Genomic DNA, 13,692 nt, shown 5'->3' with positions numbered 1-13,692 from the left:
ACAACCTCCTCTGTCGGAGATACTGAATCACGCGACGAACGAATGGGGAAGCCTGATTATGGGGACAGGCCCTAGGCGGTGACTCTTGCCGCGATCGCATCCTGAGATTTCAGCGAATGCACCGGGATCGTGAGGATCAATTGCAATCCGTCCGGGTGGAACAGACGCGTCAGTTCCGCGTCCAGCGTTTGGGCGGCCTGTGCCAGCAGGATCGTGCCATAGCCATCCAGACCGGATTTCGTATGCAGACGCGGTGCGCGCGATGGCATGGTTTCGCACCAGGTCAGAACCGCGTCGCCATTCGCCTGGCATTGCAACGATACGCTCAACCTTGCGCCCTCATCGCTCAACCCGCCGTACTTCGTGGCGTTTGTTGTCAGCTCGTATAGCAGCATCGCCAGGCTCGCCCCCGCCTGGGCGGAGACCGTGACCCGCGACTGCAACGAAAGCTCGGGGTGCAGCGACTCCCATGGGGCCAGGGCGGTCCGGATCAGATCCGCGATGACAACATCGCCGCGATCCGCTGCCCCGGTGCCTGATACACCCAGCGAATGAGCCTTACCGAGCGCCCGGATCTGTCCGCGCAGCGTTTCCTTCATTTCCTCAGGGGTTTCGCAACGCCGGGCCGCCATGCCGGTCAGTGCGGACACCATCGCGAAGGCGTTCTTGACCCGATGTTCCATCTCCATCGCGAGGGCCTTCAGCGCCTGCTCTTGTTCTTTGCGTTCGGTCACATCCCAGTTCACGCCCAACATGCGCAGTGCGCCCCCCGTTGGATCCCGCTCTACGATCCGGCCGCGCCCGCCGACCCAGCGGATCTCTCCCCCATTTTTGATGACGCGCCATTCCATGTGATAATCCACACGCTCCTCGATGGCGCGATCGACCTCAATTTCGATGGCAGGCACGTCGTCGGGATGGATGCAAGCGAAGAAATCCTCGACGCTGTAGCTCTTGTGCCCGGGGGGGAGGCCGAAATCATCTGCAAGACGCGCGTCGCAATAAACCAGACCTGCCGGAATATCCCATTCGAAGCTTCCCATGTCGCCGCCGATCAGGGCCAGTTGCGCCCTGATCGCGTCCGATGCAGGACCGCTATACGTGGCGACGTCATGCTGACCGCTTTCCGCCGGGCTGTTCGCATGTCGCCACTCATTGGTCATCGTATCCTCCACTCGGTATTCATACGTACCGGGTGGGGATGATTTCTTTCAACCCATTGAATATACGGCATTTTAGAGATTCGGGAAGTAATCTGTCGTTAACCAGAAAAATGGGGCGCCCAAGGGCACCCCAGTCTCGCTGTTCAGGCTCTTTGCGGTTATTGACTGCCCGGTTTCTCACCCGCGGCCTGACGCGCGGAGGGCGGGACCATGGCCCCGCCCCCTGTTCGATCAGCTACAGCCGGACGTGCCGCCGCAGGTGTTGCACTTCATGCAGGTGCCGTTGCGCACCAGGGTGAAGTTGCCGCACTCGCCGCACGGATCGCCCTCGTAGCCCTGCATCTTCGCCTTGGTCCGCGCATCCATCGCCATTCCGGCCGTGGTGGAGGCCTGCGCCTGCTGAACCGGGGTCACGGCCAGATCGGTCAGACCGCCCGACAGCACGGTCAGGTCATGCGGCAGACGTTTGCGCAGATAGCCGGTCGAGGAGATCTGGCGGATCATGTCCATGGAATGCTGGGTTGCTTCCTCATCGGGGGTGCGGACGTTGCTCGCCCCTTCCTCGACCCCGCGGCCCAGATCGGACATCACCTCGCCCTCGGGCTTGACATGCGCCAGATCGGTCCGGTCCAGATAGGAGACGGCCAGTTCGCGGAAGATGTAATCCAGGATCGAGGTCGCATTCTTGATGCTGTCATTGCCCTGAACCATGCCCGCAGGTTCGAACCGGGTGAAGGTGAACGCCTCGACGTATTCCTCCAGCGGCACACCGTATTGCAGGCCGACGCTGATTGCGATGGCGAAGTTGTTCATCATCGCGCGGAAGGCGGCGCCCTCCTTGTGCATGTCGATGAAGATCTCGCCCAGCTTGCCGTCCTGGTATTCGCCGGTGCGCAAGTAGACCTTGTGACCGCCGACGATGGCCTTCTGGGTGTAGCCCTTGCGCCGTTCGGGCAGCTTGCTGCGGCCCTTCGCGACTTCGCGGTAGATGACCTTCTCGACCAGTTTTTCGGCCAGGATGGTCGCCTTCTCGCCCGCCGGGGCCTCGATCAAGGCCTCCTCCAGTTCGTCGTCATCCTCGTCGATCAATGCGGCGGACAGCGGCTGCGACAGTTTCGAGCCGTCACGGTAGAGCGCGTTCGCCTTGACGCCCAGCGAGTGGGACAGATCGTAAGCGGCCAAGCAGTCCTCGATGGTTGCATCGTTGGGCATGTTGATCGTCTTGGAGATCGCGCCCGAGATGAAGCTCTGCGCCGCCGCCATCATGTGGATGTGGCTGTCCACGCTCAGATAGCGCTTGCCGATCTTGCCGCAGGGGTTGGCGCAGTCGAAGATCGCGTAGTGCTCCTCACGCAGATGCGGCGCGCCCTCCAGCGTCATGGTGCCGCAAACGTGGTTGTTCGCCGCCTCGATCTGACCCTTGCTGAAGCCCAGATGCCGCAGCAGGTCGAAGGTGGGGTCGTTCAGCTTCGCCTCGGGGATGCCCAGCGTACCGGTGCAGAAATCCACGCCCAGCGTCCACTGGTTGAACACGAACCGGATGTCGAAGGCGGTGGCCAGCGCGGCCTCGACCTTGGCGATTTCCGCCTCACCGAAACCGTGCCCGATCAGCGCCGTGTGGTTGATCGCCGGCGCATTGCCGATGGAGCCGTGGCCCACCGCGTAGCTGACGATCTCCTCGATCTGGGCGGAGCCGTAGCCCTGCTTGGCCAATGCCGCCGGAACCGACTGGTTGATGATCTTGAAGTAGCCGCCACCGGCCAGCTTCTTGAACTTCACCAGCGCGAAGTCAGGCTCGATGCCCGTGGTATCGCAATCCATGACCAGACCGATGGTGCCGGTCGGCGCGATCACGCTGACCTGCGCATTGCGGTAGCCGGATTTCTCACCCTCGGCCAGCGCCTCGTCCCAGGCGGCGTGCGCCATGTTGATCAGGCGGCCATCGGGGCAGTTTGCGTGGTCCAGGGGCACGGGTGCGACGGCCAGACCCTCGTAGCCCGTGCTCTCGCCATAGGCGGCGCGGCGGTGGTTGCGGATAACGCGCAGCATGTGGTCGGCATTCTTGGCATAGCCGGGGAACGGCCCCTGCTCGCCCGCCATCTCGGCCGAGGTGGCATAGCTGACCCCCGTCATAATTGCGGTCAGTGCGCCACACAGGGCGCGGCCCTCGTCGCTGTCATAGGAATGACCCATGTTCATCAGCAGGCCGCCGATATTGGCATAGCCCAGACCCAGTGTGCGGAACTCATAGGACCGCTTCGCGATCGCCTCGGACGGGAACTGCGCCATCAGGACGGAGATTTCCAGCGTCACCGTCCACAGGCGTGTGGCATGGACATAGCCGTCCACGTCGAACTCACCATCGTGCAGGAACGTCAGCAGGTTCATGGACGCGAGGTTGCATGCCGTATCGTTGAGGAACATGTATTCCGAGCATGGGTTGGAGCCGCGGATCTCACCGTCCGCCGGGCAGGTGTGCCAGGCGTTGACCGTATCGTGGAACTGGATGCCCGGATCGGCGCAGGCCCACGCGGCGTGGCCGATCTGGTCCCACAATTCGCGTGCGTTCACGGTTTTCGCGACCTTGCCGTCGGTGCGGCGCAACAGCTCCCACGGCTGATCCTTCTTGACCGCTTCGAGGAAGCTGTCCGTCACCCGCACCGAGTTGTTGGAGTTTTGGCCCGCAACGGTGTTGTACGCCTCGGAATCCCAATCGGTATCGTATGTGGGGAACTCGATCGCGGTATAGCCCTGCTTCGCGTAATCCAGCACCCTCTTGACGTAAGTCTCGGGGATGGCGGTCTTTTTCGCGCCCTTGATAGCAGCCTTCAGACCGGGGTTCGCCTTGGGATCGAAGGCGTCTGCCTCCTTGCCGTCCCACTGGCGGATCGCCTCGAAGATGTCGTTCAGCTTCGCCTCATGCATCTTGGAGCCAGCAACGAGCGACGCGACCTTCTGCTCCTCCACGACCTTCCAGTTGATGAACGCCTCGATATCGGGGTGATCCATGTCGCAGATCACCATCTTCGCCGCGCGGCGTGTGGTGCCGCCAGACTTGATCGCACCCGCGGCCCGGTCCCCGATCTTGAGGAAGGACATCAGGCCGGACGACTTGCCGCCACCGCCCAGCGGCTCGTTGAAACCGCGCAAGCTGGAGAAGTTCGTGCCCGTGCCCGATCCGTACTTGAACAGCCGCGCCTCGCGTGTCCACAGGTCCATGATGCCGCCCTCATTGACCAGATCGTCAGTGACGGACTGGATGAAGCAGGCATGGGGCTGCGGGTGCTCATACGCGGTTTTGGACCGGACCAGCTTGCCGCTCTCGAAATCGACATAGAAGTGGCCCTGCGACGGCCCGTCGATGCCATAGGCCCAGTGCAGGCCGGTGTTGAACCATTGCGGGGAGTTCGGGGCCGACATCTGCGCCGCCAGCATGAAGCGCATTTCATCGAAATAGGATTTCGCGTCCGCCTCGGTCGAGAAGTAGCCGCCCTTCCAACCCCAATAGGCCCATGTGCCCGCCAGACGGTCAAATACCTGCTTGGCTGAGGTTTCACCGCCGAAGCGCTCGCCCTCCGGCATCTCGGCCAGGGCCTTTTCGTCCGGGATGCTGCGCCACAGAAATTCGGGAACGCCCTTTTCCTTCACCGGCTTCAGCGCGGCGGGCACGCCCGCCTTGCGGAAATATTTCTGCGCCAGAACGTCGGACGCGACCTGCGACCAGCCGTTGGGAACCTCGACACCTTCGAGCGCGAACACAACCGATCCGTCCGGGTTGCGGATTTCAGAGGTTGTCGTGCGGAACTCCAACGCTGCGTAGGCATCCTTGGAGGCTTTGGTAAAGCGGCGATCGATCTTCATGATACTATCCTCGTGGCGGCAGGATGGCGCACGGAAGCTTCCGCTGTCGCGGAAAGGGGCGGCGCCGGCCATCCCTGATCGGTGTCTGTGAACTGTATGACGGGTCGGTTGATGATGCCTGCGCCGCATCTTGTGTCCGCCCATCTTCGATACACAACATGAAGTCTGCGCACCCGCATCGTCAACGGATTTTTTGTCATATAAACTAGATATTGCGCTTGATATCGAGCGATCCGCTAGATGCCGCAGGCACGCTCCGAGTCGCACGGGTTTCATCCCCAAGGGCACCCGATCGCTGATTTGTCCTATATTGATTGCGCTTATGGCGCGTTGCTCGCAGACCGCTCACACCCTGTGGATAGAATCCGCTCAGATCACGGACCGGACGAAATTTTCCATGACCTCGCGGCACATTTGCCTGCGACATTTCGCTGACGGCGGCGTGGGGACGCGAAGGTTGAGGAACATCCTGACACCGCGTTCCTTACCAAATCCTTTCGCGTTCCCTTCTCAGCCGGGAAAAACCGTCCGCTCAGCCCTTGGCGATATCGACCTCCAGAACCTGTCTGTACGGGCGTTGCGGCGAATACAGGATCGAGGGCCATTGCGGATTGTTGAGGCTGTCTGGAAAATGCTGCGGCTCCACCGCGAATCCTTGATAGCCATCGGTCATCAGCCCATCATGATGGGGCGCATCGAATCGGAAATGCCACGTGTTGAAGATTTGCAGCCCCGGCTGGTCCGTCCACATCTGCATTGTCACGCCATTGTCGGGATTGCGCAGGACGCAGCACGGCACCGCGAAGGGGCGTCCTTCGCTCAACACCAGATTGGTATCGATGCCCTTCTCATCCGGGTCCGCCTGGCGTGAGCTTCTGGGGGTCCGAAAATCGTATTGCGTCCCCTCCACCGGATCGATCCGGCCATAGGGCAGCAAGGTTTCGTCCGTCGGAGTGTAGGCCTCCGCCGCCGCGTGGAACACCAGATCGCGCACGCCCTCCGCCCCGAGGGTGTAGTAATTGTGCTGGGCCAGGTTGATCGGCGTCTCCCGATCGGGAACACCCTCCATGACCATCCGCAGTTTCGTGCCGGTCAGGGTCATCTCGACGGTGAAATCCACCGCGCCCGGATAGCCCATATGCCCGTCGGGGGAATGATGCGACAGATGCAGAGCGGTCGGGCCGTTCGCCTCCATCCGCCACAGGCTCAGGCCCAGCCCCTCCGGCCCGCCATGCAGGTGATGCGGCGGCGTCTCGACGGTCAGGTGGTATTCCTCACCGTTCATGCTGAACCTGCCAAAGCCCGTCCGGTTGGCCACCCGCCCGACGATCGTTCCGTGGGCCCGCGCATGGGCAAGGTGATCCGCAAGCGTCGGAAATCCCAGCACCATGGCACGATCCACACCGGCGATGCGCCAATCGCGGATCGCCGCGCCCAGGCTCATGACGCTGATCTGCGCCGCGCCACTGTCGAGGACATACTCATATACGTCCTGCCCGTCCACCTGACCGATAACCTGCATGAGTGTCCCCTTTCCGTTTGCTTTCCGACAGATCACCCCTGCCCGGCGATTGCACGTATTTTCGACAGCAAGGTGCTGTCCACCTCGACCCCGTCGCGCGCTGCGGCCTCACGCGCGGCCAGCCTGCGCGATCCGGGCAAGCGCGCACCTTCCATCTGATCATACAGCATGGCTAGGGCCGCGATCCGGTCGTCGAACGCCCCGCCGGAGATCGGACCAGGGTCGAGCGCGATGACCACCTGTCCCAGATCGGGCGCGGCGCCCTCGGCATTCAGCAGCGAGGACGCCTCCGCCCCCAGTGCCGCGCCGACCAGGCAAGCGGACATGACCTCGACCATCAGGGCCAGCGCCGCGCCCTTCGCACCGCCCATCGGGGCGACGGTGCCGGCCAGTGCGGCCACGGGATCGGTTGTCGGCTGACCGTCGGGGTCCAACGCCCACCCCTGGGGGATGCTCTTCTGTCCGGCCTCCCGCGCGGCAAGGATCTTGCCCCGCGCCACCGTCGTCGTCGCCATGTCGATGACCAGCGGCGCCCCGGCCATCGGTGCGGCAAAGGCGATGGGATTCGTGCCCAGCATCGGTTTCGCCGCCCCCCACGGGGCCATCGACCGGGGCGCGTTGCCATAGACGAAGGCGATCAGCCCCTGCCGCGCCAGCGCCTCACAATGATGCCCCGCCACCCCGAAATGATGCGAGCGCCGTACCGCGACCACCGCGATTCCCTGCGCACGGGCGCGCAAGGTCAATTCAGGCAGAGCCAGATCGAAGGCGGGATAGGCGAAGCCGTGCCGGGCATCCACCCGGAACACGCCCGGTTTCACGTCCTCGATCACCGGGGTGACATGGCCGCGAACCTTGCCCACCGCCGCCTGCGCGGCATAGGTGGGAACCCGGCTCAACCCGTGCCCGCGCTGGCCGTCGGCCTCCGCCCGGATCAGGGCGCGCGCGGTGGACGCGGCATTTTCGGGCGATGTGTCCGAGGCGATCAGCGCGGCGGTCGCCAGCGCCTCGGCTTGCATCAAGGTCAGGGTCTCGGTGGTCATGTCAGGCTCCGGCAAGGTGGCTTGCACCCCGTGCGACGCAATCGTCGCGGGGGGTGCGAGCGTCCTCTCTACGCCGAACCGCGCCGCCGCGTCATCCCCAGGCCGCGAATCGAACTGCCGACAGGTGATCCATTGCACGTCGCCCCATGCCACGCGATAAAGTGGCACGACTTTCAGGAGCACACGATGAAACAGCCCACCCAGCTCAACCTTTCGCCAGCCACGCGGGCGGCGCAGGCCCTGCATTTCGTCAACCCCGTGCACGGGGCCGTGGTGCCGGGGATCGAGCCTGCCTCGACCTTCGCGCGCGATGGCGACTATCAGCCCATCGGAAACGCGATTTATGCCCGCGACGGCGGCCCGACCGTGGATCATGCAGAGGCGATTCTGGCCAATCTGGAGGGGGCCGCCACCTCGATGCTCTTCACCTCTGGCATGAGCGCGATCGTCGCCCTGTTCGAGACGTTGGAGGCAGGCGATCACGTGACCTGCCCCATCGTCGGCTATCACGGCACCATCAACTGGCTGCACCGTCTGGTGGAAAAGCGGGGGGTCAAGGCGACGTTCTATGATGCCACTCAGGACGGCGCGCTGGCCGAGGCAATCACCCCCGCCACGAAAATCGTCTGGGTCGAGACGCCGACAAATCCGAACTGGGACGTGACCGACATTGCCGCCGCGGTGGAGCTGGCCCATTCCGTCGGCGCGAAACTGGCGGTCGATTGCACCGTGACGCCGCCCTGCACCACGCAGGCGCTGTCCCTCGGTGCCGATATCGTCTTTCACTCCGCCACCAAGTACATGAACGGCCATTCCGACATTACCGGCGGCGTGCTGTCCTTTGCCCAAAACGGCCCCTTCGTGGATGAGGTTCGCAGCCTGCGCACGCTGCAAGGCACCGTCATGGCCGCGTTTGAGGCCTGGTTGCTGATCCGGGGCCTGCGCACGCTTTACCTGCGGTTCGAACGGGCGAGCGAGAGCGCGCTGACCATCGCACAGCATTTCGACGGGCATCCGAAGCTGGCCGCCGTGCTCTACCCCGGTTTGCCCTCGCATCCCGGCCACGCCATCGCGGCGCGCCAGATGACGAACGGGTTTGGCGGAATGATGTCGCTGATCGCCCGCAGTCGCGCCGCCGCGCAGCATGTTGCGACCCATACGCAGGCGTTCATTCCCGCGACCTCGCTGGGCGGTGTCGAAAGCCTGATCGAGCATCGCATCGCGGTCGAGGGGCCGCATTCCGTGGTGAAACCGGAGCTGCTGCGCCTGTCCATCGGGATCGAGAGCGTCTCCGACCTGATCGCGGATCTGGAACAGGCATTGGACTCCGCGCCATGAGCCACGATCTGCCGCGCCTGTCGCAATCGCCGCGTGATCCCGTCTTTGTCCAGAACCCCTACCCGTTCTACGACAGACTGCGCGCCGCCGGTCCGCTGGTCGTGTGGGACGAGTTGTCGATGCCCGTCGCCGCCGGTCATGCAGAGGTCAACGCCCTGCTGCGCGACCGCCGCTTTGGTCGTGAGAACCCCTTTCCGGTGGAGCCTGAACCGCATGTCGCCCCGTTCTATGAAATCGACCGTCTGTCCCTTCTGGACCGTGAGCCGCCCGAACACACCCGCCTGCGACGGCTGATAACCCGCGCCTTCACGCCGCGCACGGTTGAGGCTATGACACCAGATATACACAGCCTTTCCAATAGCTTGCTGGACGATCTTGAACCCGGTGACGACTTGCTGGCAAAGTTTTGTGAGCGGCTGCCCGTCATCGTGATCTGTCGCCTGCTGGGCGTGCCCGAGGATCGCGCCGATGACCTGCTGCGTTGGTCGCACGACATGGTGGCGATGTACCAGATTCGCCGCGACCGGATGATCGAGGATACCGCCGTCGCATCCACACAAGCCTTCCGCGCATTTCTGGAAACCTATCTGACCGAACGCCGCGCCGCCCCGCGCGACGACCTGATCAGCGCCCTGATCGCAGCGGAGGAAGATGGTGAGAAACTCTCCGCCGACGAACTGATCGCCACCTGTATCCTGCTGTTGAACGCGGGGCATGAGGCGACGGTGCACGCGCTGGGAAACGGCATCCGCACGCTGGTTCAGACAGGTCAGTGGCACGCACATGACCCGGCCAAACTGACCGAGGAAATCCTGCGCCACGATCCGCCGCTGCACCTGTTCTCACGCTATGCGATGCAGGATGTCGAAATCTTCGGACATTCCTTCGCCAAGGGGGAACAGGTCGGGCTGCTGCTGGCGGCGGCAAATCGCGATCCTGCTGTCTGGACCGATCCCGCCCGCTTCGATCCGACGCGCGAACCGGGGCCGCAACTGGCGCTTGGCGCGGGGCTGCATTTCTGCATCGGCGGACCGCTGGCGCGGCTGGAAATCTCCATTGCGCTGCCGATCCTGATCGACCGCATGCCGGAACTGGAACTTGCCGAAACGGCGTTCTTTGCGGACCGTTGGCACTTTCACGGCCTTGAACGTCTGCCAGTGACCTTCCGCACGTAGCGCCTTGCCCGTTTGAGGCCTATATGGGCCATGCTAGGATTTCGCAGAACCGGCCGAAAGGGAATCGCGATGCACGTCCGACCACAGGCTGCCCTGCACCCCCGCGCGGTAGAACTTGCCATGCAGACCCGAGCCGGAACCCTGTCCCGGCGGGAGTTTCTGGCCACGGCAACCGCGTTGGGCGTATCGGGAACGGCGGCCTATGGCCTGATCGGCGCGACCCCTGCGGCCGCGCAGGAGCGACCGGGCCGCATGGGCGGCATCCTGCGCGTGTCGATGAACGTCATGCCGCTGGACGATCCCCGGCTGTTCGACTGGCCGGACAAGGGCAATCTGACCCGTCAGATGCTCGAAACACTGGTCCGCTACGACCGTGACCTGACCTTCCGCCCGATGCTGTTGCAGCGGTGGGAGGCAAACGCAGATGCCACCGTCTATATGCTACACCTGCGCCGCGACGTGCGCTGGTCGGACGGCTCCCCCTTTGACACGCGCGACGTCGCTCACAACATTCGCCGCTGGTGCGAACGGCGGGTGCCCGGCAATTCGATGGCGGCGCGCATGGGTACGCTGATCGACCCCACGACAGACACGCTGGCCGACGGCGTGATGCAGATCGTGGATGATCACACGATCCGGCTGAACCTGCCGCGCCCCGACATCACGCTGATCCCGGGCATGTCGGATTATCCCGCGATGATTGTGCACCGTTCATTCGACGGCTCCACCCCGCTGAGTGAGGCGACCATCGGCACCGGCCCCTATCTGATGACCGACCTGCGCCCCGGCCGCGCGGCGGTGTTTCAGAAGCGGCCCGCTGGCGACTACTGGGGACCGGAGGTCTATATCGACCGGATCGAAGTCACGGATTTCGGCACCGACAAGACTCAAGAGGTCGCGGCCTTTGTCGCGGGCGATCTGGACCTCAACGACCAGACGCAATCCGAATTCGTGCAGCAAATGGATGAGGCCGGGTTCGTCCGCTCGCGCGTCGACACTGCCGCCACCATCGTGGCGCGGATGAACGTCAATCATCCGCCCTATGACAACCGGACCGTGCGCAACGCGCTGCAACTGGCGGTGAACAACGCTGTCGTGCTGGAACTGGGGCATCATGGTTACGGCATGGTCGCGGAAAACCACCATGTCGGGCCGATGCACCCCGAATATGCGCAGCTGACGCCGATCACCTCGAACCCGGCGCGCGCCCGCGCGATGCTGGTGCAGGCCGGTCATCTGGACACGACGTTCGAGCTGATCTCAACCGATGGCGACTGGCGTACGATGACCTCAGACGCGATTGCCGCGCAGTTGCTGGATGCGGGGATCAAGGTCAAACGCACGATCATCTCGAACTCGGCCTTTGCCCGGAACTGGACGAAATATCCGTTTTCCACGACGGATTGGATACATCGCCCGCTGGGGGTGCAGAACCTGGCGCTCGGCTATCGCACGGGTGAGGCGTGGAACGAGACGGGTTATTCCGATCCCGCATTCGACGAACTGTTGAACGCCGCCCTTGCGGTACCGCAAGCGGACCGCCGCCGTCTGCTGATGGCCGAGATCGAGCGGACATTGCAGGCCTCCGGCGTTATCATCCAGCCCTACTGGCGCTCAATCTTCACCCACAGCACGTCGCGCGTGCGCAATTACGGCGCCCACCCGTTGATGGAGATGTACCTCAACGAAACATGGTTGGACGAAGGGCCATGATCCCGGCTCAATCCTCGGCGCGGCCCTTGAACCCGGTGGCGATGACGAACTTTTCCGAACTGTCGGATCGTGACGACGGCGGTTTGACGTGCATCGTCTTGGTGAAGTTCTTTTTCAGCATGTTGAGCAGGTCGTTTTCCGCCCCGCCCTGCAAGACCTTGGCGACGAAGGTTCCGCCCTCGTCCAGAACGTCGATGGCGAAATAGGCTGCGGCCTCACACAACCCGATGATGCGCAGGTGGTCGGTCTGCTTGTGACCTGAGGAACTGGCCGCCATGTCCGACATCACGACATCGGCCTGACCGCCCAGCCAGCCCTTGACCTTCGCGTCCGCGTCCTCCTCCAGGAAATCGAGGACGTGAATTTCCGCGCCCGGGATCGGATCGACCACTTGCAGGTCGATGCCCAGCACCGTGCCCTGCAATTTCGACTTGCGATCGGCCAGCGCGTTCACCCGCCGCACCGCGACCTGGGTCCAGCCGCCCGGCGCACAGCCCAGATCGACGACCCGCGCCCCCGGCACCAGGAAACGAAACTTGTCGTCCAGTTCCAGGATCTTGTAGGCCGCGCGCCCGCGATAGCCGTCGCGGCGCGCCGCGATGACATAGGGATCGTTCAACTGTCGCTCCAGCCAGAGCTTCGAACTGATCTTGCGGCCCTTGGCGGTTTTTACCTTGACGTGCAGGTCGCGTGTTCCACGCCCCGACGTGTTGCCACCCGGCTTTTTCGTGGGCATCAGCCCTCCTCCTGCGTCAGAACGCCGTCGGCGCTCATCATCGCGTATAGCATTCCCTCGCGCAGACCCCTGTCCGCCACGCTCAATCGATCGGTGGGCCAGATGCGCAGCAGCGTCTGAAGGATGGCGGAACCGGAAATCACCAGATCCGCCCGGTCCAGACCGATGCCCAGCTTGCCGATGCGATTCTGGAACCCCTGCCCCAGAAATCCGTCGATCACGGTGTTTATCTCGTCACCTGTCAGGCTCATCCCATCCACGACGGTTCTGTCATATCGGGTCAGGCCCAGATGCGCCGCGCCCACTGTCGTCACCGTGCCCGAAGTACCTATCATCTGAAAACCCAGCAGGTAGTCGGGAAGTTCCGCATCTATGTAGGGCGTGAACTCGGCCATCTGCTCCTCGAAATACCAGCTCATCAATGCGAAGCGGGATCGGCGATCCTCGACATCGGAAAACCGCTCATGCAGCGTTGCCACACCCAGCGGCACGGAAATCCAGTCCACCACGCGCAGGCCGCCGATGGCCGATGCCACGTCGTTGCCGCGTTTGCGCGCCAGTTTCAGTTTCATGATCGCGGCGCGCCGCTCCCCCGGCGGAACGTCGCCGATATCCAGCCAGACCAGTTCGGTGGACCCGCCACCGATATCTATGACCAGAACCTGCGATGCGGCAGGATCGACCAGAGGGGCGCAGGAAACGACGGCGAGGCGTGCTTCCTCCGCCGGATCAATCAGTTCCAGCTTCAGCCCGGTCTGCCGCGTCACCTGCTTCAGGAAATCGTCACCGTTGCTGGCGCGGCGGCAAGCCTCCGTCGCGACCAGCCGGAACCGCTTCACGCCGTGGCGGCGCAATTTCGTGGCACAGACCTGCAACGCACCCAGGGTTCGCCCGATGGCGGCCTGTGACAAGGCACCTGTCCGCTCCAGCTCCTTGCCCAGCTTCACCGACTTCGAAAACGCATCCACGATTCGAAAGCTGCTATCCTGCGGGGCGGCGATCAGCATCCGGCACGAATTTGTGCCCAGATCGAGCGCCGCATATAGCGGACGATCCTGCACGGTCGTGCGCCCCGGTCGATCCAAGCCTCTGCCGCGCGCGCTCTTGCGGTTATGGGATTGGCCTTGCGCGCGCATGTGGG

Annotated in this window: 9 protein-coding genes; 3 read left to right on the top strand and 6 right to left on the bottom strand. The window is 63.5% G+C overall.

Annotation, left to right across the window (positions count from 1 at the left end; genetic code table 11):
- Positions 1 to 71: 71 nt before the first annotated feature.
- From H1S03_RS14735 to H1S03_RS14720, 4 genes are all read right to left on the bottom strand, one after another.
- Positions 72 to 1,163, bottom strand: coding sequence for a sensor histidine kinase (locus H1S03_RS14735; protein ID WP_185805074.1), 1,092 nt, complete (start codon positions 1,161 to 1,163; stop codon positions 72 to 74).
- Positions 1,164 to 1,394: 231 nt separating this feature from the next.
- Entirely contained in the window at positions 1,395 to 5,024 is a 3,630-nt protein-coding gene (locus H1S03_RS14730; protein ID WP_185805073.1) for a vitamin B12-dependent ribonucleotide reductase, read from the bottom strand.
- Between the two features lie 532 nt (positions 5,025 to 5,556).
- The gene (locus H1S03_RS14725) at positions 5,557 to 6,546 is read right to left on the bottom strand and encodes an aldose epimerase family protein (RefSeq protein WP_185805072.1); all 990 of its coding nucleotides are present in this window, start codon (positions 6,544 to 6,546) and stop codon (positions 5,557 to 5,559) included.
- A 32-nt stretch (positions 6,547 to 6,578) separates the two neighbouring features.
- Positions 6,579 to 7,589, bottom strand: coding sequence for an Ldh family oxidoreductase (locus H1S03_RS14720; protein WP_185805071.1), 1,011 nt, complete (start codon positions 7,587 to 7,589; stop codon positions 6,579 to 6,581).
- 186 nt (positions 7,590 to 7,775) lie between these two features.
- Here H1S03_RS14720 and H1S03_RS14715 point away from each other — a divergent pair, with 186 nt between their 5' ends.
- The 3 genes from H1S03_RS14715 to H1S03_RS14705 all read left to right on the top strand — a co-directional run bounded on the left by H1S03_RS14715 (position 7,776) and on the right by H1S03_RS14705 (position 11,815).
- The gene (locus tag H1S03_RS14715) at positions 7,776 to 8,927 is read left to right on the top strand and encodes a trans-sulfuration enzyme family protein (RefSeq protein WP_185805070.1); all 1,152 of its coding nucleotides are present in this window, start codon (positions 7,776 to 7,778) and stop codon (positions 8,925 to 8,927) included.
- Positions 8,924 to 10,102 carry a cytochrome P450 gene (locus H1S03_RS14710; protein WP_347339236.1) on the top strand — a complete coding sequence of 393 codons (1,179 nt, stop codon included), beginning with the start codon at positions 8,924 to 8,926 and terminating at the stop codon, positions 10,100 to 10,102. Before H1S03_RS14715 ends, H1S03_RS14710 begins: the two co-directional genes overlap by 4 nt.
- Positions 10,103 to 10,171: 69 nt before the next feature.
- A complete protein-coding gene (locus H1S03_RS14705) occupies positions 10,172 to 11,815 on the top strand; it encodes an ABC transporter substrate-binding protein (RefSeq protein WP_185805069.1) in 1,644 nt (547 codons plus the stop codon).
- 7 nt (positions 11,816 to 11,822) lie between these two features.
- Here the strand turns inward: H1S03_RS14705 and H1S03_RS14700 are convergent, their stop codons facing one another.
- Positions 11,823 to 12,551: an RlmE family RNA methyltransferase gene (locus H1S03_RS14700; RefSeq protein WP_185805068.1), complete on the bottom strand. Its 729-nt coding sequence runs from the start codon at positions 12,549 to 12,551 to the stop codon at positions 11,823 to 11,825.
- A complete protein-coding gene (locus H1S03_RS14695; protein ID WP_185805067.1) occupies positions 12,551 to 13,687 on the bottom strand; it encodes a Ppx/GppA phosphatase family protein in 1,137 nt (378 codons plus the stop codon). Before H1S03_RS14695 ends, H1S03_RS14700 begins: the two co-directional genes overlap by 1 nt.
- Positions 13,688 to 13,692: the final 5 nt, after the last annotated feature.

The sequence above is a fragment of the Pontivivens nitratireducens genome, assembly GCF_014235845.1.
GTDB lineage: Bacteria > Pseudomonadota > Alphaproteobacteria > Rhodobacterales > Rhodobacteraceae > Pontivivens > Pontivivens nitratireducens.
The sequence above is the reverse complement of the archived record's forward strand: the minus strand, read 5'-3'. Positions and strand labels throughout refer to the sequence as shown.

Coding starts and splice junctions, on each gene's coding strand:
- H1S03_RS14715 (WP_185805070.1), top strand. CDS start 7,776: ATGAAACAGCCCACCCAGCTCAACCTTTCGCCAGCCACGCGGGCGGCG.
- H1S03_RS14725 (WP_185805072.1), bottom strand. CDS start 6,546: ATGCAGGTTATCGGTCAGGTGGACGGGCAGGACGTATATGAGTATGTC.
- H1S03_RS14695 (WP_185805067.1), bottom strand. CDS start 13,687: ATGCGCGCGCAAGGCCAATCCCATAACCGCAAGAGCGCGCGCGGCAGA.
- H1S03_RS14710 (WP_347339236.1), top strand. CDS start 8,924: ATGAGCCACGATCTGCCGCGCCTGTCGCAATCGCCGCGTGATCCCGTC.
- H1S03_RS14700 (WP_185805068.1), bottom strand. CDS start 12,551: ATGCCCACGAAAAAGCCGGGTGGCAACACGTCGGGGCGTGGAACACGC.
- H1S03_RS14730 (WP_185805073.1), bottom strand. CDS start 5,024: ATGAAGATCGATCGCCGCTTTACCAAAGCCTCCAAGGATGCCTACGCA.
- H1S03_RS14720 (WP_185805071.1), bottom strand. CDS start 7,589: ATGACCACCGAGACCCTGACCTTGATGCAAGCCGAGGCGCTGGCGACC.
- H1S03_RS14735 (WP_185805074.1), bottom strand. CDS start 1,163: ATGACCAATGAGTGGCGACATGCGAACAGCCCGGCGGAAAGCGGTCAG.
- H1S03_RS14705 (WP_185805069.1), top strand. CDS start 10,172: ATGCACGTCCGACCACAGGCTGCCCTGCACCCCCGCGCGGTAGAACTT.